The following is a 23140-nucleotide window of genomic DNA, read 5'->3' as shown; positions in this document are numbered from 1 at the left end:
TTTCAGTAAAGAAAACTGAAATTATTTTAACTAATAAAATGCTCTTATATTGAAGGAAAATAAATACTTTGATTGAAAAAGAACAAATACAAAAGAGGCGTCAGGAAATTGCAGAAATCAGACACGCTGATAGTGTATATAGAGATATTGTAGCTAGAGAAAATGAAAGAGCAGACTACGAGAAACGTTGGTTTTGGGAATTACTTCAAAATGCAAAAGATTCTGTTAACCCAGACCAAAGCATAAAAGTGAAAATTTGCATTGAGGAAAATGAAATATCATTTCTGCATACCGGTAATCCTTTTGAATTAGATGATATTTTAAGCCTTATTATTCAAGGTAGTTCTAAAAACAATAAGGAAGGTATGACCGGAAGGTTTGGTACAGGATTTATGACTACCTATCTTCTTTCTAAAGAAGTTAGAATTACTGGTAAACTAGTAAATAATCAAGGTTGCTTTGATTTTCTGCTCAACCGTAATGCAACAGATAATGAACATTTTTATTTGCTGCAGCAAGAGTCAAATAAACAATTTGATAATTCAATTAGGAATAATAACTACTTAGGTGATGATGAATTTCAAACTAAGTTTACTTATAAGCTAGGAACAGAAGGAAAGAAGACTGCGAGTATAGGATTAAAATGTTTAGATGAACTAATTCCCATTACTCAACTATTCAATAAGCAACTAGAATCAGTAACTGTCATTGAGGATGGTATAACCAGGACCTTTAACAAGTCATTGGTGAATAAGCACGAAATAGGCTCTATTAATGAATGGATGGTAAATACGCTTTATAATGGCAAAATGCAAACAAGTTTAAAGGCCTATGTGCAAAATGACCACAGGTTTGATGCTTGTATTATTACTACCTATCAAAATGAAACCGAAACAATTCTGCCGTTAACAAAGAACCATCCGCGACTATATTATACTTTCCCATTACTAGGAACTGAAGAAATTGGAATCCCGATTATTATTAACTCAACTCATTTTGACCCTAGGGTTGAGCGGGACGGCATATATCTCAAGAAAGTATCAGAAGGTGGAAGTGAGGTAATTAACAAGGAAATAATAAATAAGGCTTTATCGCAAAGTTTACTGGCATTCGTACAATTATTTAAAGACAAAAATATTTCTGGAATTCACGAAGTTTTTAATTTCAAACTTTCTAAAGATCTAAAATGGATGGACCACGACTGGTTCGTCAATTTAAAAAATAACACATTCCAGATACTTGCCACCAAACAAGTAATCAAGTATAACAATTCTGAGGAAGGCTTTACTAGTCTAAATGATTTAACAATTCCATTTACTGATAAAACCGATTGTATTAAGGGTTTATGGGAACTTTTATCAAAAATACTTAAGCTAAAGGTGCCATTGGTTAACGAGTTACAAAGTTGGGTTGAAGTTGCCCGAAGTTATTCATTTATTGAACCCAAAATAGAAAACATTGATGAACTTGATTTTGTATGGGGTATTGATGAGTTAATTGATTTTGTTGAGCAAACTAATGATATTGAAACATTAAATTCTTTAATCAGTATTGAAGGACAGTTATGGCTTAACAACTTTTACTCTATAATTGTACAGATTAAAAGGCATTTTCCACTAGAGAAATGTATTGCTTTAAATCGTAGGAATAACTTAAGAAAAGCTGAAGGTATTAGTTGGGATTTATGCAATGATGAAACTCTGATTGTTATATCCGATTTAGTTGGATTAAACTTTGCTGACAAACTCTTTTCAAAAAACATTCAAACATTTAATCTAAGTGGCGTTGAGAATTTTTCGCTTCAAGAGGCGGTAAGTGAGTTAAAATCTAAGCTCAATCAAATTACACCATCTGAAATAAGTAGCAGTTCATACCAAATATGTAATGCAAAATTCTTGAAATGGTTAATTTCTAAAGAAAATCAAGAAACAATTAAAGATTTAAAAGTTCTAAGAGGTACCGTAAATAATAATAACGAGGATTTTATTTATGACCATTTCCCTAAATCCGAACACTTACTTTTAGGTCCAAAAAAATTATTCGAAAAAGAATTTCCAATCTATGCAAGCTTAGTTAGAGATAAAGATTGTATGAATGATATTTATACTGAGTTTTTGAGTAGTGAAGACTTTAGTTTTTTAAATGAAGGTGGGTTTATACATTATAGCCCAATTATTATTAAAACTGAAAATGCAACCATCAAATTGCTAGAAGATTTGATGATAAGCGAAAGGGATTTGAATAGCTTAAGAGATAGTGACGGAAACCTTAAATATAAATTCCAGGTTACTTATTCAGATTTCGCATACTTAACAACAAGTGATGGGCATATTTATGCCCGAAATACAACTCAAAAATCAAGTTTAGAACGGTTAAGATTTTTACTTAATGAAGCCATAGAAAAAGATGTTTTTTTTGATAAAGATTACCAGGAAATTAAAATCGATGATGTCGAAACTGCTATACAATTAAAAAAGTGCTTATGGGTATATCGTGCCAAACGATTGAATTGGATAAATATAAAAACTGAAAGTGAAGACTCGGAAACAAAGTTTGTAAGCGAAACACCTTCATCAAAAAATCTTTCAGAATTATTTAAAGAGAACGATGCCTTGCTAAAAACAATTCGTGGCGCCAGACAACAAACTTTTTTGAACAAATTAGGTGTTGGTGTTTCAGATTTAATTAGAAATACTTTGCCTACGGACGAACTTCGGTTGAGCTGGGATAAAGCAATAACAAATATGATTACAAGTGATGCCGACCCGGAACTTGTCCAAGAAATTTTTAACGACCCAAGTATTAGAAAAGAATATGAGAGAAGGCTCGGTGAGAGGAAGTTAATAAGTAGGAATCAGTTTATTGGTAAACTCATAGAAGATTTGTTTAAAGAATACATAACACAACTCAAAGCCGAAGGTGTCAATATAAATATTGAAAGAAAGCCATTTGGTAGTGATTATATTCTTACAGAGGAATCGTCAGATTTAATCAATCAACAGAACGAACGAGAGGCTTTTAAAATTAATAACTGGCTTGTAGAATTAAAAGCAACAGGAAAAGATTATGCTGCAATGACCCCTTTGCAAGCAAAAACAGCAACAGAACAGAAAGAAAATTATGCTCTAATTGTAGTGCCCCTAAATGGTTTTGAACCTGATTTGGAATATCTCAGACAAAATATCAAGGTCATTCACAATATAGGTTATAAGATAGATAATGTTTTTGCAGATTTTAGCGAAATTGAAATTAAAAAAAGCCACCTTCACAATGGCCAAAATGGAATTTCTGTGAGCATAGAAGATCAAAACATTCGTTTTAGAGTAAATGCCTCTATTTGGAATAACGAGCACATCAGTATTAAGACTTTTATTGAAACGTTCTTTGTAGATTCAAATAATTAATTTAAGGATAAAGGTTGAGTAATTTTTATTGAGAAGAGTAAGATATACAGAAAAAAGTAAGAATTTAAAATGAGTATTAACCAAAGTGAAATAATTAAAAAAACAGATGAATTTCTAGACACCCTTAAGCTCAATCTAAAGCAAATAAAACTCAAAAAATATCAAAGTGTAGTCTTCAATTCTTCAGAGTTTAGGACCAAAGAAATACTGAATGAAAGTGTATATAAGGTTAAAAAAAGCAGCCTTCCTCTAATTTACACAATCGAGTTATTAGAAATTAGTAAACTGCCTAAATTACTTGGTTTGTTTGAGGATTTTAGTGAAAGCAACAAAAAGAAAGTTAAGAACAAGGATAGAGTCAATCTTTCAAGGTACAATAAGTCACTTTCATCTTTTCTATATGTCGGAAGCTCTACCACGGGCATTTACTCAAGATTAAAAAATCATTTTGGAACACGCGGTAATAGAGTATATAGTTTACATTTATGTAAATGGGACAATGGTATTGATTATGATATAAAGTTGAGAACTTATACTATTGAGAACGTAAAAAGCCCAAATACAATGCACGCTATAGTAGAACTGGTAGAGCAACAAGTTTGGGATGAATTAGAACCCAATTTTGGAAAGCGAAGCGGACAATAAAATGCTTAATCTGTACCTCATTTTGAAATATGAAGTAATTAGATTAAAACATTTAAATTTACAGAAACAATAGATAATAACTATAAATATTAAAAAAGAAGCATTTGCTAGTATCAATTGGTTAACAAAGAAGAAATAATAGATTTAGAGAAAATTGTTCAAAAGGAATGTGATGAATATTCACTTACTTTAGAAGAATCACACGATAATAACTTTAAGATTTATACAGATCAGTCTTCAGGAATCACACTTTTCCTTCAACTTGATGAGAACCACAATTTATCATTCTACTTTCTGCAACGAACTTACGATGTGTTTTATACCGGCGATAGATCGGATGCTCACGTAATTCTAAGCTTGATGTTTACGGCTTTCTTAAGGTTCTATAAGTCGGGAATTTCCTGTGAGCAATTTGATATTGGCCATCCTGTTGTTCCAGATGAAATATGGGGAAGATATTTGATACCAGTCCAAGCCCCAATTTTACATGGAATTTCGACTGCCAAACAACTCTTTGAGGTTGTCAAGGAAATAATAAAAATGGTCGCATTTTGGCGAGAAAGCTTATGGTATTTTGCAGGTTGCCCTTGTGATAAATGTATGACTGCTGGAAATATTGATAACTCAAACTATAAATACTCTTTCGAAGATGTTGAGGACATATTTTCACATTTGCATAGTATATCTAGCCGAAATAATTATAGGGATCGTGAACGACCAGAATGGGTATATTTCTATGACATAGAAGAGGAAGTTACGATGATTAAATCCAGTAGTCTCGCAAAGTTTCTCTACGCAACATTAGATTTGTGTACAGATAAAACTGAACAGTTAAAAGGACAGAATGGTACATTTGTGCTAAGCGATAACATAAAAAACTTTGTTCACGATGATACGAGATTTGAACTGGACGAATATTTCAATATTATCAATAAAGAAGGGAAACTAAAAGGATACCCCGTGATTCCTATGGAAAATATGGTCGTTACGGTAATGGAAGATTATATTATTGCATTGGGTAGAATATGTGGATTTGAAGAATATAAAAAAGAAAGAGAGCTCATTAGAGAGCGACACAATAGAGAATCTGAGCTGTTGTTTCCAATAGCACAATTTTTGTGGAAAGAAGAAGTTTGTCCAGACCAATTCGAATTATTAGTTAAGGCACTATTGGAACGTGAGCCAAACGTAAAAAGCGTTAGAAGACCAGCACCCATTAATCAAGGTGATAAAGGAAGAGATTTGATTATTGAGTGGAATGTAATAAATGAATATATGTCCGATACCACACCGCCAAGAAAGTTGATTAAAGTTGTAGGACAATGCAAATCGGGAAAATCTACAATCGGAAAAGGGAAAGTGTTGGATATACGAGATACTGTAGAAACTCATAATTCACAGGGCTTTTTCTTAGCCGTAAATACCCAAATTTCCGCAGCACTTACAGAAAAACTCGAATCGTTACTATCTCAAGGAATTTGGACTTCTTGGTGGAATAGGGATGATATTGAGATGAGACTGTCTAAAAATCAAGATTTAATCCCAATGTTTCCAAATGTTCTAACATCTAAAGACCAAGTCAAATTTGTGGATAGGGAAGATTAGTTACATTACAATTCAACATGATTGATTGAAATCAGAACACCAGATTGTTTTTGTTTAGAGTTTGTATTCAATAAGTGGTCAAATGGTAGTGTAATAGGTGGTATAAAGATTCTCAGGTGTTTGAAATAGAATAAATTAGATGAGGAATTGCTGATTTGTTTAATCAATAGTAAAATATCAATTATATATATATCTTACTGTTTTTCATATGTAAAATATTGAAATTCAAAGCATTATTTCTAAAAGACATAGGAGATTTAAAAAGGTCCATTATCTCTTGGTCCGTTGTGGGTAACCTTCCATAGTCCATCTTCTTTAATCAATTTAAAAACACCAGGTTTTGGGTCATATGCTGTGGAATACTTTATCCAAGCAACTTCACCTTCCATAACTTCATCAACAATCTTGAAGTCGGATTTTGAATTTTTATCCTGAACGAACATTTCTTGAATGCTGGAAAGATTAGCATAGCCTTCTGCAGTAGTATGTTTTTTTAGAGACGCTTTATCACCGTGATAAAAACTTTCGGCAACAACTTTGGCAGTTTCAGAAGGAGACATATCCTTATTCCCAGCACAGGAAATAAATAGAAGTACAAGTGAGCAGATAAGTAATCTTTTCATAATATTATTAATTTGGGTTATTGATATATCTATGTGATATATTCAGTTTTATATTTCGTTCACCATCTTTCTCGTTCAATTCCAAAATTGCCCTACGGTCATTCGATAATGAAAATTTGGGCATTACATAAATAAACCTTACCATTTTACCTTCTGCAATTTTTGACGGCAAATAGTGCTTGTAAATAGGCTCTTGATATAAACTCTGTAAAGATTTCTTTTTCCCTTTTTGTCGGGTCTCGATTGAGAGGTTCAAGAAATTCAAATCGTAATCCATTGAAGAATTATTCTCAATCTGGATAACAAAATAGAGTTCTTCTTTATCAAAAACAATATTTTCAACATTCAAGACAATGCCTTGAGTTCGCTTCTTAATCCGACCAACACGCTGGTTTCTGTTAAGAAGATAGGAACAGAATTTTTGATAATAGTAGGTCCTGTTATCTATATTTTTTTCAGAAGTAACAACCTGAATCGAATCGGTAACAATTGGTTTTTCATTCCCAATACTATTTGTTACTGGGATAAAATAATTGAGCTTTGACAGCTGCTTCTTATATCTTACAATATACGAAAAAATTGCACCATTTCTGTTGATTACCAGCAGATTACTTTCTTTGCCAGGTTTAGCCTGAAGCAGCCCGAAATATTGTTCTTTTTCACGATTGTAGCTGAAAACAAAATTGTCCGAACCGGTTATGCCTTGTCGTATGGGTTCTGGAAAAAATAGCGCAACGTTTTTAGTGTCGTTTGCATAAATTGTATCTAGTACTTTGTCTGTTTGAGCTTTCGCGAAAGCGGAAATAATGAAAGCGGAAATTATAATATACTTTTTCATAAGAGTGCGTTTTTAAATGCCCATTATGGGCCTCATAATTTTGGTTTTAGAATTAATTTGTAGTTGTTGAGCACAGTCACCTTGACACTTCGATTACGACGTCTAAATACCTGTGTAATTCCGCCTACTTGTGGAACGGTAGGAATATTGATATCGCCTATAACATCATCCAAAACTTCTGTGGTAGCTTCTGCCCTAAAATTATTTTGCACATAAATACCTTCGCTGCCATCCAACAAATCAAATGCCTTCAATTTGGTAGGATGATGCTTAATATTCTCAATTTCGATTAAAGCACGATTAGGTTGAAAGCTAATAAACCCAAAAACTGGTGTATTCTTTGGCATTGGCTTACCATTTATAGTTGCTGATTTGGTAAGGCGCATTCGCAATCTAGTGTTCGCCTTAACAACCTGGTCGCCATCGACAACCACATATATCGTTTCATCCGTATTGCCAATAATTGAAACTTCATTGGGTTTTGGCGAAGCAGCAAAGAATAATTGATGCTCTAGCCCTAATTCTTTGGCTTCAATTTTTTGTTCTCGCATTATTTCGGCTGAATCGATTTGTTGTGCGCTCTTTTTCACAACTTTCTTTTGCCTTAAGTTTCTGTATTTCTTGTCAGAGTATTGAATTTTACCTGCATTGTATATACTATCCACAATGCGTTCTTTTTCGAGTTCTGGCAAATCAGGATTGTAAAGACCTGTGGAATCCAAAAGTTTTTCATCGTAGATGCTAGGTGCGTTATTCTCGCGCACTTCCTTTAAGTCATTGATAGCATCAAGTTTGGAATCATACTCTTTTTGGTTTTCGTCCAAGTCCGGTACCAAGGTTTGTTCAAGGTTTTCATCTTCACTTTCATCATCACCCATAACCATCATAGAATAGGAAATAAGGAATATGAAAATCACAGCTAGTACAGCTGCAAAAACTATTTTGTTCTTTTCTACTTTCATAATCGTGGTTTTTAAGTGCCGATTATCGGCTCAACTTTCATTGTTTAATTTTTTTAAGGTGTTCTCGAAATAGTTTGTAATCAACAAACCGTGTGGATTGTTCGGAAAGTTTCTATCAACGGGAATTAAGTTTCCACTAGAAACGAGTTCATAGGTGTCTATTATTGAGCCTCTATTGATTTCAAAGACGGTAACTGTTCTAAAGACGTATGCCCCTTTTTGTTCTTCTATTTGTGAATCAATACTTAGTACTTTTTGAATAAGCGAATATTGCAATAATCGATTGTAGACACCATCAGCTTTTTTCTGGCGATATAGATTGTCTACAGAACTATTACCCAGCCATAGAGCCTTTTCAAGATTCCTTTCGTAGTTACTGGCATCGATATTATAGAAGTAGTTGTGGAACAGGTCTAAATGGGCTAAGACCTCGACCTTGAAATTTTCTTTTTGGGTAACCAACTTCAACGGAATAATACTACCATCGGTATTGATAGCAAAGGCACTATTAAGCGCTTCTTTATTCGTTTTAAAAGCCATCCATAGTGAAAAGGTGCTAGATAGCATTGCAAAAATGACAACTGCCAACACGATAAATCTGTTCAATTTTAAGACGTTGTATATGTTCTTATATGGTGTTTTCATTTTCATTGGAATTAACTTGAAAATAATCTGAGGGTAAATGAGGTGGCGCGCTTGTATAATTTGAATTTTAGAAAAACAATAAAACCAACCGACCCAAGCTGAACTACAGGTGCAAAAAAGCCCTGACCAACATCAGTTCCAAAAAGGTTTGTCCAGAAGTTCGTATTGATTTCCGTATAGAGTGCATTTACAAATACGTTGACCAAAAAGAAGGCTGGCACCAACATATAAACCGCAGCGTATAATTTGAAAAATGTATAGGCAAGCGAACGGAATTTTTCAAAAACCGCCAGACTGATTACTAAAGGAAAAAAGGCTTGCATTATACCCAATAAAAAATAGCGTTCTGCAAGGAAAAGCGGGTAGATGAACAAATCTAAAATCCAGAGGATAAGACTAATGATAAATGCAAATATTTTGAATCCATAAAGTGGTGTGACCAAGGCTTCATATAATAATGTCATAGCATTTTTTGCGGCATCCATAAGGTTGACATCTTCTTCAATAGGAATATCTTGCATCTGCAAGGGCAGTAAGGCAGGTGCCGTACCACGATATTGTGCTTCTATAGACACAAGAATACTATCAAAAAAACCCAGTACTTGAGTAGAAAAAATAACCAGGAGAACTATGGCAAAATTCTTTGCCAGTTCTCCTGGACTCAACCCCCAAGTATATCCGTCCTTATCGGCAATACCCTCATTATATTTTTTAAGGATATTAACCAGAAAGAACAATACGGCAAGTGTTTTCATTCCTGCAATGGTGTATTGCGAGAAACTGCTATTCTGTATGGTTTGAAATACAGTATCGATATATTCTAGTCCGATTGACATTACTATTCTCTAATAGGTGGTTTCACGGTTATTAATTTTATCCTGCATTTTTCTGAAGGATATAATGTCCTTGTAGCGTTTAGTTTTAGTTGTGATATTAGCAACCATTTCCTTTGATTCCTGTTCTTTCTGCTTTAAAACTTCAGCACGTTCAGCATCTGACATCTTTAAATTATCGCTGGATAGGATTTCACCCATAAATTCAACCGTGTCCAAAGAATTTTGGACTATGGCGTCGAATGATTCCGCAACTCGTGTTACTTCCTCTGGTTTTATATAGGGCGAGTTTAAAATATCCTGTAAATCGTTTTGCATTACGTTGATAAGGCGTTGATTGTTCTGTGCAATTTCCTCAACTGCTCTAAGCTGTTGTACAACGCTGGATACTTTCTCTATAGCTTCTTTAGCATCTTTCAGGAATTTTACAGACTTAATCATTTCAGCTGTCTGCTTGCCTGATTCTATAAGTTGTTTTACCAAGCTTACAAAGTTAGTGTTGTCATAAACTGGCATTCCTTGGGCGTTAGAGCCGCTAGGCAATAAAAGGGCGACCGTTAAGAATAGCCCAAACAAGATTGTTTTGATTTTTGTTTTACTAATTGTTACGTATTTGTTTTGGTATTCGTGAATTTTTGATTTCATAATATTATGTTTTAGATGTGAATTCTTTTATAGCCAATTCCATATCATTGGTCTTTTTGTAAATGGCCATTATGGCCTCATTTTCTTGTCCATCGGTCAGATAAGCTGCATACACTTCTTTGGGAACTTCAAGCCTAAAAATGTTGCTTTGCTTTCCTATTTTGATGAACATTTCGGTGTACTTTCGTGGTCCGGAAAGGTTGTTCTTGATGGACTTTAACTGGTTTAAATCGTGGCTTGAAAGGTTGAGCCTTTTGACCAATTCGTCATAGCCTTTTTCGTTGTTTAGGCTATAAATGACCTGCGTATTCTCTAGTATGCTAGCTGATGTTGAATTATTGGGCAGCTGATTAATGGATTGCAGAATAATCCCAATCGCACCATTCTGTTTACGAATAGCTTGATAGTAGAATTCAACACTTTCTAGTACGTTGTCAAACTTTAGTTGTTTGGCAAACTCATCGAAAAGGATGATACCTTTTTCAGCCCTGTTTTTCCATATTGTTCTTTGGATGGCCGACTTAATCAGCTTCAACATTACGGACAAGATTTCCTTGTTATCCTTTACTTCATCTAGCTCAAAAACAATTAGGCGTTTGTCCTCAATTTTATAGGTTTGGTCTTCGCTAACTTCAAAGAGGAAGCTATATAGACCATCGCCGACATACTCAGACATTACGTGCAAGAAGCTGGTAATATTGAAATAGTCGGGATGGATTTTTAAGGTGTTCAGAAGGTCTTTCTGATTCCGCTCTATAAAATTGTAAAAACCATCCAGCGAATGATTTTCTGAAGTATTGTTGTAATAATGGCGCAGTATCTTTTTAACCGAAACTGATTGTGCTTTGGTCACTTTTAAATCAGAGGCAAAAAGTTCAAATAAGAACACAGATAAGTCTTCCAAACGTTCAGGTGTGAGGTCGTTTACATCACTTATATAAAAAGGATTAATGCCTAGATTCTTTCCACTTTCATAACGAAGCACAGTGTATTTCTCAGGATAGAGTTTGGCAAACTTGGTATAAGAACCACCCAAATCTATTATGACTAGACGGACACCGCTCTCAAAATATTGGCGTAGAATGTTATTTGCTAAAAAAGACTTGCCTTCACCCGTTGGGGCGAAAATGGCAAAGTTGCGTGCCTTGATACGTTTCTTACGCTCGTCCCAAACATCTTTTAGAACCGGGATATTATGTTCACGGTCATTAAAGATGATTCCGGTAGCATCAGAGTTGTAATTGGTATTATTGATAAACAAGCATAAAGCGTGTTTCAAATCCGTTACATATAAATCATTATTTGAGAAATTGGAAGAAAAACAACAGTAACTATTTAGTATATAGTTTTTGCGTTCTTCGCCTCGTGGGTAATATGGAATAATGTCTAGTTCCTTAAACTCGGTTTTGATTTTTGAACCGATTCGGCTTAAATTTTCTGGGTTTTTATCCCAGTACACTATATTTAAATAACCTCGAATAATACGTGCATTATCATCGGCATTGATTTGGTCAAGAATGTGTTGAATTTTACCAAGCACCACTTTGTTCTGTGAACCGAAATTTGAGCTTTTGTTGAGTTCCTCGACTTTCTTATCGAGCAGCTTGCGCCACTTCTGTTTGTCATCCAAATACAGGATTTGATTAACAATATGATTCTCATTAAGCGTAAGCCCTAAGCCATCAATAAACCCTTGATGAAACACAAAATCGTCAGAAGTGAATTTCTCATTAGTCTTGCTACTCTGTACACTTTCGCCAAAGCACAGTTCGCTATTGATGGCCAGGGCATCAAAATGGTTTTCGCCAATATTGACGCTTTTTTTATCTAATATGATGTCGGTATCAAAGCCTTCATTGAAACCGTTGAAATAGCTATTTGTGAGTTGTTGAATGTCTTTCGCGTTAAGCGGAACAAAGGTCATTTTTCGGCTATTGTTTATAAAAGAAACCGAGTCACTAACCGAGCCGATGAAGCTCTTAACGTTGTCATCTAATTGTTGAACAATACCTTTTGAAACTTTACGAAAAGGGTTGACATATTTTGAATTATTTAGAGCCTTGTTCTTAGTGAGCGTAAAGAACAAAAAGCAACGATGTTCCATATAAGCACGTCCTTTGAAATGGTCGTGTGTTGCTTTTTCTAAAAATGTTGTACTCGGAAGTTCTTCTGAAGTGTAACTCTTTTTAAGGTAGATATCCTGTTTTTGTACCACCGTGCCAATAGGCAAAGATTTTAAAGACTGAAACCAAGCACCGTGTATATCCTCAAAGTCTTTTTCGGATAAAGAATAGATTTCTGGCAATGTCCCTTTATAGCACAGAACGACATTGCCATTATTGGCAAATATGATATTGTCTTGAATATCTGTAATAGGATTATATGCTGAAAGATTAATCTTGTTCATAATCGAAGCCAGAGTTTCTTTTGTTACTTATTATTCTTGGGAAGGCTTTAGCCATTTGAAATAATTGTGGGTTATGTGTTATTCTTGTAAGAGCTACATACAAGGCAGCATTAAAAACGAGAACGCCAATTATTATCCCGAAGCTGAAAGAGAAAATGATAATGAGCAGCGAAGCCAAAATGGATACCATCATTAGGGCAAACAGGGAAATAGGCAGCCCAAAGATGACCGCCCGTTTCCTAATGTTTTTATAGACCTCGAATTTCTTCATACAGCTTTTCTAATAAAGCCCTCGATGAGGGTTCATTTATACTACGATGCCTATTAGGTATGTGAAGATGCCGACAACTGCACCAGCAATCAAAACAAATACAAGTACTCTAGTAATTCCTTTTTTTAGGTCTGCATTTTCCCCAAAGAAATGCCCTGCGTTAAAAAGGAAACCAACTAGAAAAATGACACCAAGTAAAATTGGAAATATGGTACGTATGGTATCACCCACATCGTTAACGGAATTTTCAATTCCACCAATTTGAGCAAAAAGTGATGTTGAGAGCAACGATAAAAAAGTTGCTAAGTAGATTGATTTTTTCATAATAAAACTGTTTAGATTTTTTGTTCATTTCCCTTTCTTAAATTTACATATATTTGTGATTAAATAACTGATAATCAAATATTTGTGAATAAAATATTATTTAAAATCAATTGAATTTATTTGCTATTATTTGACATTAAATTCTATGGGTTTTTGAAGGAAAGTTGTTGGTAACCTGAAAATTGAAAATGAAAAAAGTGCTGAAAAACGTCAGTTTTGTCTTTTTGCTTCTAAAAATGTGTATCGTTTTTGGACAAGAAACAAGTACCCAAAAACGAATCGTAATTGATGTTGGACACGGTGGAAAAGATTCTGGTGCAATAGGTATAAATGGAATCCAAGAAAAGGATATTGTAATGAATATTGCTAATGCCATTTTAAAGCTAAATAACAAGTTGGATAAGCCTTTGGCTATTTATTTGACCAGATACAGCGATACACTAATTTCCTTAACGGATAGAACGAAATTGGTCAAAGCCCTTAAAGCTGATTTGTTTGTATCCTTACATTATAATCATTCGGATAATCCAAATACAAGAGGGATTGAGATATATGTTGCCCCATCGAAATCTGAATATTCAGAGCAATCTGTTTGGTTGGCCTATCAATTGCAAAACCAAATAAAGAAGCAATTAGGTTTTGAAAGTAGGGGTGTGAAATTTGCCAATTTTCAAGTATTAAGGTATACAATTGAGTACTGCAGTTCTGTTCTTTTTGAAATAGGGTTTTTGAGCAATTTAGATGAGAAAAGCTATTTTACTAATGATACTAATGTAACTATGCTAGCACATACTTTACTGATTTTTTTAATACATGCAGACTTATGAAAAATATGTACACTGAAATTTTTAGCAATTTGAAAAACACAATAGTATTGTTTTTAAAAGAGTTAGTTCTAATTATAAAATCTTTGATGAAAAATAATAGGTAGTATATTCCAATGTGGAATATTTAAATGTATACGTATTAATTAAAAAGAATTCTAAACTCAATAATCGAGAGATATATTTTTAACTTTGCATTTGTTATTTAAAGACAGTGAACGAAGAACCAATATATTTTGATTTTGCATCAACAACACCTGTAAACGAGGAAGTTTACAAGGCAATGTCGCCGTACTTTCTTAATTACTATGGGAATGCCTCTAGTAGTACTCATAAACAGGGGGAAAGAGCTTCTAAAGCGATTGAAGAAGCCAGAAATCAAGTTTCAAGACTTGTGAATTGTAAAGAGAATGAGGTCTTCTTTACTAGTGGTTCAACGGAATCCATCAAGTTGGCCATAAGTCAAGTTTTCTACAATAGTTTAGATGCAGGAAACCATATAATCACTTCCAGAGCAGAGCACAAAGCAGTTTTGGATACGTGTGAGGATTTAGAAAAAGTCGGTGCTCGGATAACCTATCTTGATGTTGATGACAATGGAAAATTAGACACAAGTTCACTGGAAGATAGTATTGGAAGTGATACAATACTTGTAGCATTAATGCACGTTAACAATGAAACCGGTGTTATTGCCGATATTGGGGATATTGGTACTATATGCAAGAAACATAATGTTCTTTTTTTTACGGATGCGACACAATCTTATGGAAAACTTCCGCTCAACTTTCAAGATAAAAATATAGACTTACTTTGTTTTAATGCGCATAAAATTTATGGGCCTAAAGGTATCGGTGGCTTATTAGTCAATACAACTGCTAAAACTAAATCAGGCGTAATAGTTAAGGGACTTATTGAATCCGTAAATTTAGGAACTCAAAATGTTCCTGGAATTGTAGGGTTAGGGAAATCAAGTGAACTGGCAAAGTCCGAATTGCATGTAAACTACGATAAGATTCAAAAATTAAATAGGTATTTGACCCAAGAATTATACCAACTTGAACTTGGAACCGTCAATGGATTTTCAGCGAGCAGAAGTCCTTATATTCTTAATATACAACTGGCAAATCAAGATGCAGAGTCATTTATTTTAAAGCACAAAAACACAGTTTCGGTATCAATGGGTTCTGCATGTAATTCTAGATTATTGCAACAATCCCACGTGCTTAAAAGTATGGGACTAACTAAGGAAGAATCCGAAAGTAGCATCAGAATAAGCTTTGGAAGCCCCACATCTCAATCACATTTAGATATTTTAATCAATGCCCTTAAAAACGAGAATAGTTAGTTTCAAAAGAATTTACTATTTCAGCTGCTAATCTTTTGATTCTCGAATTTCCTGTTCTAGGACTTAGTCTTACCCAAGAGATAACATCAAAAGTGGGATTGAGCTTACCGCGTAACAATATCAACTCTTTTTGTACCAAATACTCAACAGCTTCCCTATATGATTTCTCAACTGATATAAATTCTCTTGTTTTAGGCAATGGAAAGGATAGAAGTAATATGTCGTCTACATCATTTACCTCATAGCCCCGGGTTTCATTAAATCGTTTTCTCAAAGTTCCCTTTCTATTAAAGTGTGCACCGGCTCTACCAATTGTACCAGTATAACTGTTGGTCATTCCTACATAAACAATTTTGTGTTTTTTGGAAAGCCAGATGTAGATATAAGCTTGGTCTGCACCATTAAATGCCCCCATAATACTAGTCTCAAGCATACTTTTCTTCACTGTAATTTGGTGGCAAATCGTTCTCTAGTTTTCGGCACATATTGGCAAGAAATTCTGATACTATTCTTCTGGATTCGCGTAAAATAACTTTTAGGTCGTCGTATTCATATTTTTCAATATTCTTGTAGGCGTATAATTCGGAATCGGCAAATTGAAGCATCATTAAATCGAAGAGAATCTGTAAATCTCTATTTTCGGCGTTATCTTCATAGATTAATCTTGCAAATCGGTGAATTTTATTAATCCTTACACAATTACCTAAATCGGTATCATAGTAAGGTTCCCACAAAAGGTTGTCTTCAACAGATGATACCCTGAATATCTTCGTGAGGTTAGGATTCTTTTCACCTTTAACGGCCTCTTCTTTTTCATCATCGGTATAGTCATCATCTACATCATCCACTTCTTCACCCTTATCCTCTTTCATCATTTTAATTATCCACTTGATTTTTGAGGTCATATCGTCCGTGATGGCTTTTAATCGCTCTAAAGCTATTTCCTCATCGGGTAGGTCATCACCTGGCAGAATTTCTATCTGTTCAAATTCTTCTAAGAGTTTATTTGCGATTTCATTAGGTGCTTTATTTATAATGTCACGACTTATCTTACCTGCGTTTTTCCAAGCTGCCTTACTTTTACTTTTAGCTTCCTTGGCAAAATCACTAATATTTCTAAAGGCTTCTTCAGAGAGAGTTAGCGAGGATTTTTTTACATCAATATTGAAGAAATCGTCTGCCTCGTCATTGATAAGTATTCTTCCCCTAAAGGCATAAAAATCTTGGTCGTATGGGATAATACCTTGTAGGTTTGAAGCCCAAGATATCAGTCTTTTATTTCTATACACATAAAAACCATAGTTGCCTGCTTCAATTAAATATCTTTCGCGCACTTCCTTGTCTCTCGACTCACCTATATTTTTAATTCTATAAATAGGTGGATAAGGAAGTTGCGTTATCTCAATAGTGACATTTATTTGTAGTTCATCATCAAGGGTAAGCTCTTTTGGTTTTTCTATCCATTGCACTTCGGTTCCGTCCCATTCATTTTCATTCAAGTTTCCATTTTCGTTGGCTTCAGCTACAAACAACGGGTCAATGGCATCTATTTTTTTGTCACCAATCGTAATATTGATTCCGCTTTCAGATAGGAAATAGAAATAAATGACACCAACTTTTGTTTTAAGTTCTTTAATGGTATTTCTAACACTTGGATGGTTGTTTAATCGAATAGCAGAAATAATAATGATGGTGCCTTTGCCTTCTTTTAGATAGGTATCAATTAGTTCAGATTCATTCTCGTCAATTTCAGTCTTTTCTGCAAAGTATTCTTTTGCGTCCATTACTTTTGGAAGAGAGACTTCATACTTATTAAATCCACTACCATTCGAAGAAATAACTTTGAGTACATCACCCTGAGAAAATGAAGCTGATTTTAAACCCAAGCCAAATTTTGATAGGGACTTATCGTCATAATGGTCATCTGTTGAGCCAAGTTTTAATGCCTCTTCGATTGCATTTGCGTCCATACCATCGCCATCGTCTATGATGATATATTCCTTGACATTGTTCCTCTTACTATCAGAAAAATCTTCACGTTCTTTTTTGATTAATAAGTGTATGTTGTTTGCATTTGCTCTTACAGAGTTATCTATAATATCACAAATGGCGGCGGAAGTTGTGTAGCCAATTCTGCTCAATCCAAAAAGAAGCCTACCGGCATCTATGGATAAATCGATTTTATCACTCATATATTTATATTTTAAATGAAGCAGCTAGCACAACCAAGACCTTCCGCTTCAATAATTTCATCTTTCCAACTGTTGGTGGTTCTTTTGCTAAGCTGCCTTTTCATTCTCGTAAAATGTTCTTTTTTAATGGCTTTAACTCGTTCTGGTTTAGACAGCTCTTCTAAGGTCTCGCTATCCATCCAATTGTAACCGTCTTTTTCATATACCATAGCTTTTTTAAATAAGGTTGGATGATTTTCCAAGAGCCAAACCCATTCTATTTTTTGCTGGTAAAAACAAAAGAAACAACCCGACCTGCTTCGAGAATAGGTGCCAGTTTCTATTTTACCATCAATTTCTACTTGGTATGATTTTTTTATATAGTACGCTGGTATACCAACACCACTCTCATCTAGTATTTTAAAGATGTCGTCTAATACCAAGACTTCATCATTATCTATTAAAGGGAATTCTTCTAAAAGGCCTACAGGATAATCGGTGTTTTCTTTTAAATACTCAAATACCACTCGATTAAATAATTTTACATCACTATTTAAAAGGAATTCTAATTTTTGCCCTTGCCTAAAGTTCGGTGAAATAGGCTGATTGACCCTATTGAGAATATCTTCTTTTAAATGGTTTGGACTTAGACTGTTATATAGTTTTGCAATCTTTGGAATATTATTATTAACCAACACTTCTTTTATAACGTCTTCGCTCCAAATATTTTTTCTAAACGGAAAAATAGATTGCACGTTGGTTTTTTTGGATATATAGCCCTCTCTGTTTTCATCTCCTCGTATTCCCACGTATGATATTGTAGGCTCATCACCAATGTATTTCTCAAAGGGTTCTAACTTTAGTTTTTTGGTGCACCATCTTGCAGTTGAAGAGGGAAGATAACCACCATATTCAGCTAGAAAATGGTCAAATGTGGTTTTGTACGGGGTTTCTTTTTCTGGTTCGACAGCAAAAATTGTTTTAATGTCTTTACCTAACCTGCTGTTTAAGGCTTCTATAAGTTCATAGGTTTCTTTTAATTCTTTTCCTGTGTCGCAAGAATAATAGTCTACATCCAAAGTGGGATATAGATTTTTAAGATAAAGTGCTAGTGCAGCGCTATCTTTTCCTCCAGAAATTCCAAGTACGTGTTTAACCTTCATCGTGCAAAATTTTTAAATATCTAATTATAGCAGCTGCACTCAATTTGTCATTTTTGGATAGTACCTTGGCTAAACCTTTCTGTAATTCTGAAACTTTCTTTTCTTCAGAAGCACTCAGAACGATATTTTGTTTTATGGTTCTACCTGAGATATCTGTTAGTTGAAATTGTACTATTTCATTATTTACAGTATCATTTGCCAAAGAATGTAACTCCAATAGATTATCTAAATTTGAGAATATCTTTCTTGTATTGTCCATCAAAACGGCTTCGTCTTCATCATTCATTTTCTCGATAGACTTTCCAAGAATCACATCAGCAATGGATTTTAGCCAAGAATCACGTTCGTCTAGTTTGGACATTATACGGTTAAGAAAGACTTTTTCTTTTTGAATCAACAAGTGTCGTTTCAATGACTTGTAACGTGCTTGAATTTTACTTTTGTAATCTGTAAAATCATTAATTTTCAGATTTAGAGCGTCGCATATATTTTCTTCATACCTGTTTAACAAACCTTCGTAGGCAATTCTAATTTCACTGATTGCGCCATTTAAGCGTTCAATGAAGTCATTTAGGATTTCACTATCATTTTCTTCGAGGTTAATGTTTTTATATCCTAATCCTTTAGGTATTTCTGATAGTAGCGCATTTTCTGGATCCTTTGCAGATGCAATAGCATCCCTCAAGCCTTTAGACGATGGACTTAATCGATTGGTTTTTTTAACGTAATCTGGTAGGGCATTATAAAACGCTATGAAACTACTGAAAATAGAAATCAGCGAACTTTCGGGTTTGTTACTAGATGTATTAACACCTGTAATCTCTTTGTATTTATTGAAAAGGTTTAGTCTTACGCCTTCAATCTTATATGATTTTAATTCATAATCGGAAGGTTTCTTATGCACAAGGTCAAGAACTTCACTGGTTAGGTAAGGGACATAACCAGAAGCTTTGTGAAATAGTGCATAGTCTTGATTTTTTACAATAAGGAATATAGGAATCCAAAAATCTATGAACCCCTTCTTAAGTTTAAATGGTGGTTTAGATAGCGATTCGTATAATTCAGACAAGTTCTTTTTAATATGTTTTGAATCCTCTAAGAAATTATTGCAATGTTTCCATAGCGGTTTAAAACTAGAATTCGTAGGCTCAGTGAGAATATATCCGTTGGTTTGAGCCTGGTGTATTCCTGTCTCTTTTATAAGTCCCAGATAAATGGATTTTTGAGGTGGAAACTTGTGGTCATCATAATTTAAGTTTTCCTCTTCGCTATACTGCAGTAAATCCTTCAAGAGGTTTTTACGTGCGGTTAGAATAGGGGTGCTTAAATACTCTTTATTGACCATCTCGTTTAAATAACAAGGTGTGTCAGGATATTCTTTTTTTACTATTAAGGAAAGATTTCTGTTTAAGGTTACCTTTGAATCAATTTTGAGTTTTTTACCATCATAGAACCAATCAGCATTAGATTTTTCATAAATACCATATTCTAAAAGTTTTTGCAGTTTTTCTATTTCGTGGGCTTTCTCTTCCGTTAGTATTTTTTTTACAACATTATCCTCTGCATACTTTTGTAATACAAAATCCATCTTTTCGATTTCATAGATACAAGACTTTACAAATTCAAAGTCTTTGAGAAGTACGTATAGTTGTGCCGGTTGTTGGACATCGGTATTCTTTAAATCCTTTTGTTTTATGTCTTTATTGAGAATTATATGTATGTAGCCGTCAATTCCCCCTTCAGGTTTAATGTTTTCTATGTAATCCGATACATTTACCTTGAAGAACCTTGGGGTGCCAATTTCAAAATAAGCTTCCTTGGTAAAATGATATTTTTCTTTAAAATAATATCTGGCTTTTGAAGCAATGTTGATGGCGGTATCAATATGTGAACTTGCGTCAATCAATTCCTGTTCTACATCAACATCCGTTCCGTCAATAAAGAAAAACTTATTACGATAATTATAGAACTTAATTATTTTTTGACTTATGAGCTTTTCAATATATTTTTCGGAATCAGGAATGTTTAAGGCATACTTACCATAATTTTCTAGGAAAGTTTTATCCAGCCTACCGAAAGATTTTGCAAATAAGTTTACCAAGCCAATGGTCTTTATGATTTTGGCTAAATGCTCATATCCAATATCGTTTATAGCCTCTGCCTTGTCCAACGCCTTTATGATGGTATTCCATTGAGGCTTGTGTGGGTTTGAATATCTATCTTCTAATTCACTAGTTAAATGAAGTGTTAGATAATCAAATACGTCAGCTACACTAAAAAATGTATGATTGTCTTCATCTATTTTATCAAAGAAAACTTGACTGTTAGCCAAAAAAGAGAACAAAGACCTTTCGTTTTGACCATACTTTTGTAAAGACTGAGCCAAGACATTTGCTGATAAAATATCGAATGGATAAAGTTTATTGGCTAAATCATAATTCAGAGTTTCTGAATTGCTCACCAATTTGCTTTCGTTTATTGTATTGAATAAATTTTGAAAACCAATTTGCTTTGGTTTTTTAATATTCAAACCTTCTATTCTTTCGGATGCTAGATAAAGTAGCTGCTCAATAGGTTCGTCAAATGAGATATCAATTAGTCTACCTTTGACCTTATCCCATTCGTTCTTTTGGTTTTGAGATAGGTCAATGGCGTAAGAACCAAAATTTTGATGCAACGTCGTAATTAAAATAATATTTCTATTGGAATCATTTACCAATTCAGCCAACTGTTGTATGAAATATAATTCGCTATCGGGATTGTGTTTGGCTGCGTATTCAAGAAATTTACCAAACTCATCGATTAAAATCACTAATATTTCATCCTTGTTTTTAAGTGATGTAGCACGCCTGCTTATCGTCTCAATAAGGTCTGAATTGGTTGTATCTTCCTTAACCTTGAAAGATTTCTTAAGCACATCTGTTAAGGGTGCAGCTTCCCCAATAATTTTTAAGAATGAAAATTTTTGAACCCCTTTAAACTGGCCATTAAGGTGAGCAAAATAGGGTTTTCTGTCGTTAAGGTTTTTTTCGAAAGCCCAAAGAAAACTAGACTTTCCCGTGCCATAAGAGCCAATTATATTAAATGAATGATGTCCCTGTTGAAAACCAGAAACTATTCTCTCAAAAACATTTTTTGCATTGGGTGTAACTACGTAATTGATGTCGTTTACGGCATCACGCTCAATATTTGTGGATGTTGTAAACTTATACATTATAGTAACGTTCTAATATGTCCCACTTGTTAGGGATATTTTTAATTTGTATTTCTTTTCTACCGGCATCCTTCTTATAAACAACACCTTTAAAAGCTTCTGATATTTCCTGAATTTTGAGTTCTGTACCTTCAGTAGAGCAAGCAAATACATCACCTATATTGTTTTGTATATCATCAAAACTTATAGACGTAAACTCTGGGAATTTGTCTAGGATTAGAAAGTAAAATATTTCTTTGGGTATCTCTGGTCTCTCACTTACTTTCAATTGAAAAACCGAACCTTCCTCGGTATCGGTAACTTTAGTAATAAGATTGAGGTCGATGAAGATGGACGATAAATCGTCTTCCATATCCTTAATATTCTTATCGGCTAGATAGTATGTTTTTATGAATACCTTGATGTCGTTTTTCAATGAGTTTTCAGCTATCGAAGTTTCATTGTTAGTGGCTGCCCTTATCAAATACCTAAGTAGTTGCTGGGTTGTAAATTGTGAATTAACTCTACTTTTCCTGAATTGCTTAAAAACTAAAGGGTAAATAGATGCTAGGTTGGTGTCTAACAATTTATAGTGCAATAACCACAGCGTACCTTCGTACTCTAAAAAAGGGTCATAACCTACATTACTATCAAAGATTTTATTGGCAAATGTAGTGGCTTGGTCTTCTCGGTCATTTATGCCGAAAGCCTTTAACCAGAAATTAATGGACATCACCATATTTTTTCCAACACCTAAAGCTGTTACCGCATCAGGGTTTTTGAAAGACTGTCCTTTGGAAAGATAATCGTATCCCTTCTTCAACCAAAAATGGCGACAGTGAAATGTTTCGTGTCCTGTAAACGTTAGTTTATTCATTTATTTTCGATTCGCCGTTTTTATTTTTTAAATAGTTCAATTTGTCTTTACATTCAACTAAAATACGCTCTGGATTTTCTTCCTCTAAAAGGGTAAACACAACCTTGTCGGTTAAGTATTTTTTTTCCAATTCAGAAACAGCAACATTATAGAATGAGGCGAAGTCTGACAGAAGCTCTCTTTTGGGAAGCCTCTCATTTCTCTCATATTTACCAAGTGTTGACTGGTCTATATCTAGTGCCGCTGCAACTTTTCTTATAGGCAGATTTTGCAATTCTCTTAGTGTTCTGAGATATTCACCCAATGTTTCCATCGTTGTTGAATTTTATTTTAGAGACAAAATTTGTCCTTACAAAAATAGGATT

At 34.1% G+C, this 23140-nt stretch carries 19 protein-coding genes; 5 read left to right on the top strand and 14 right to left on the bottom strand.

From position 1 onward, the window contains the following. The first annotated feature begins 68 nt into the window (after nt 1-68). From N456_RS04360 to N456_RS04350, 3 genes are all read left to right on the top strand, one after another. A complete protein-coding gene (locus N456_RS04360; protein ID WP_062054288.1) occupies nt 69-3404 on the top strand; it encodes a sacsin N-terminal ATP-binding-like domain-containing protein in 3336 nt (1111 codons plus the stop codon). Between the two features lie 69 nt (nt 3405-3473). Then, on the top strand, nt 3474-4049 hold the full coding sequence (locus N456_RS04355; protein WP_062054286.1) for a hypothetical protein: 576 nt from the start codon (nt 3474-3476) through the stop codon (nt 4047-4049). A gap of 540 nt (nt 4050-4589) precedes the next feature. Then, on the top strand, nt 4590-5654 hold the full coding sequence (locus N456_RS04350; RefSeq protein ID WP_158447822.1) for a PDDEXK family nuclease: 1065 nt from the start codon (nt 4590-4592) through the stop codon (nt 5652-5654). Between the two features lie 257 nt (nt 5655-5911). Here N456_RS04350 and N456_RS04345 read toward each other — a convergent pair whose 3' ends face one another. From N456_RS04345 to N456_RS04305, 8 genes are all read right to left on the bottom strand, one after another. Further along, nucleotides 5912-6277, bottom strand: a complete 366-nt coding sequence (locus N456_RS04345; protein ID WP_062054282.1) for a nuclear transport factor 2 family protein — start codon at nt 6275-6277, stop codon at nt 5912-5914. 7 nt (nt 6278-6284) lie between these two features. Then, nucleotides 6285-7115, bottom strand: coding sequence for a DUF4138 domain-containing protein (locus N456_RS04340; protein WP_062054280.1), 831 nt, complete (start codon nt 7113-7115; stop codon nt 6285-6287). 32 nt (nt 7116-7147) lie between these two features. Next, on the bottom strand, nt 7148-8077 hold the full coding sequence (gene traM, locus N456_RS04335) for a conjugative transposon protein TraM (RefSeq protein WP_062054278.1): 930 nt from the start codon (nt 8075-8077) through the stop codon (nt 7148-7150). Nucleotides 8078-8107: 30 nt separating this feature from the next. Then, a complete protein-coding gene (locus N456_RS04330; RefSeq protein WP_062054276.1) occupies nt 8108-8722 on the bottom strand; it encodes a hypothetical protein in 615 nt (204 codons plus the stop codon). Between the two features lie 11 nt (nt 8723-8733). After that, nucleotides 8734-9558, bottom strand: a complete 825-nt coding sequence (locus N456_RS04325; protein WP_062054274.1) for a hypothetical protein — start codon at nt 9556-9558, stop codon at nt 8734-8736. Between the two features lie 9 nt (nt 9559-9567). After that, nucleotides 9568-10200, bottom strand: coding sequence for a conjugal transfer protein (locus N456_RS04320; RefSeq protein ID WP_240315481.1), 633 nt, complete (start codon nt 10198-10200; stop codon nt 9568-9570). A 4-nt stretch (nt 10201-10204) separates the two neighbouring features. Further along, the gene (locus N456_RS04315) at nt 10205-12607 is read right to left on the bottom strand and encodes a TraG family conjugative transposon ATPase (protein WP_062054272.1); all 2403 of its coding nucleotides are present in this window, start codon (nt 12605-12607) and stop codon (nt 10205-10207) included. A 307-nt stretch (nt 12608-12914) separates the two neighbouring features. Beyond that, nucleotides 12915-13202 (bottom strand): hypothetical protein, encoded by a 288-nt coding sequence (locus N456_RS04305; RefSeq protein ID WP_062054268.1) that lies wholly within the window; start codon nt 13200-13202, stop codon nt 12915-12917. Nucleotides 13203-13390: 188 nt separating this feature from the next. Here N456_RS04305 and N456_RS04300 point away from each other — a divergent pair, with 188 nt between their 5' ends. Together N456_RS04300 and N456_RS04295 are read left to right on the top strand one after the other, a co-directional pair. Continuing rightward, nucleotides 13391-14029, top strand: a complete 639-nt coding sequence (locus tag N456_RS04300; RefSeq protein WP_062054266.1) for an N-acetylmuramoyl-L-alanine amidase family protein — start codon at nt 13391-13393, stop codon at nt 14027-14029. A gap of 211 nt (nt 14030-14240) precedes the next feature. Then, nucleotides 14241-15371 (top strand): cysteine desulfurase family protein, encoded by a 1131-nt coding sequence (locus N456_RS04295; protein WP_158447821.1) that lies wholly within the window; start codon nt 14241-14243, stop codon nt 15369-15371. On the opposite strand, the gene N456_RS04290 is transcribed toward N456_RS04295, so the two are convergent. From N456_RS04290 to N456_RS04265, 6 genes are read right to left on the bottom strand one after another with little or no spacing between them, the layout of a single operon-like run. Continuing rightward, complete coding sequence (locus N456_RS04290) at nt 15352-15804, bottom strand: GIY-YIG nuclease family protein (protein ID WP_062054264.1); 453 nt, start codon at nt 15802-15804, stop codon at nt 15352-15354. The genes N456_RS04295 and N456_RS04290 overlap by 20 nt on opposite strands. Further along, entirely contained in the window at nt 15797-17563 is a 1767-nt protein-coding gene (locus tag N456_RS04285; RefSeq protein ID WP_062054262.1) for an ATP-binding protein, read from the bottom strand. The genes N456_RS04290 and N456_RS04285 overlap by 8 nt, the downstream gene beginning before the upstream one ends. An 11-nt stretch (nt 17564-17574) precedes the next feature. Then, nucleotides 17575-18705: a phosphoadenosine phosphosulfate reductase family protein gene (locus tag N456_RS04280; RefSeq protein ID WP_062054260.1), complete on the bottom strand. Its 1131-nt coding sequence runs from the start codon at nt 18703-18705 to the stop codon at nt 17575-17577. Then, nucleotides 18695-21919, bottom strand: a complete 3225-nt coding sequence (locus tag N456_RS04275) for a P-loop NTPase family protein (RefSeq protein ID WP_062054258.1) — start codon at nt 21917-21919, stop codon at nt 18695-18697. Before N456_RS04275 ends, N456_RS04280 begins: the two co-directional genes overlap by 11 nt. Continuing rightward, the gene (locus N456_RS04270; protein ID WP_062054256.1) at nt 21912-22775 is read right to left on the bottom strand and encodes a DUF4007 family protein; all 864 of its coding nucleotides are present in this window, start codon (nt 22773-22775) and stop codon (nt 21912-21914) included. Before N456_RS04270 ends, N456_RS04275 begins: the two co-directional genes overlap by 8 nt. Then, the gene (locus N456_RS04265) at nt 22768-23088 is read right to left on the bottom strand and encodes a helix-turn-helix domain-containing protein (protein WP_034260614.1); all 321 of its coding nucleotides are present in this window, start codon (nt 23086-23088) and stop codon (nt 22768-22770) included. Before N456_RS04265 ends, N456_RS04270 begins: the two co-directional genes overlap by 8 nt. Nucleotides 23089-23140 lie beyond the last annotated feature (52 nt).

The sequence above is a fragment of the Aquimarina longa SW024 genome (genome assembly GCF_001401755.1).
GTDB lineage: Bacteria > Bacteroidota > Bacteroidia > Flavobacteriales > Flavobacteriaceae > Aquimarina > Aquimarina longa.
Note: the sequence above shows the minus strand (reverse complement) of the source record. Positions and strands in the feature narration are given on the sequence as shown.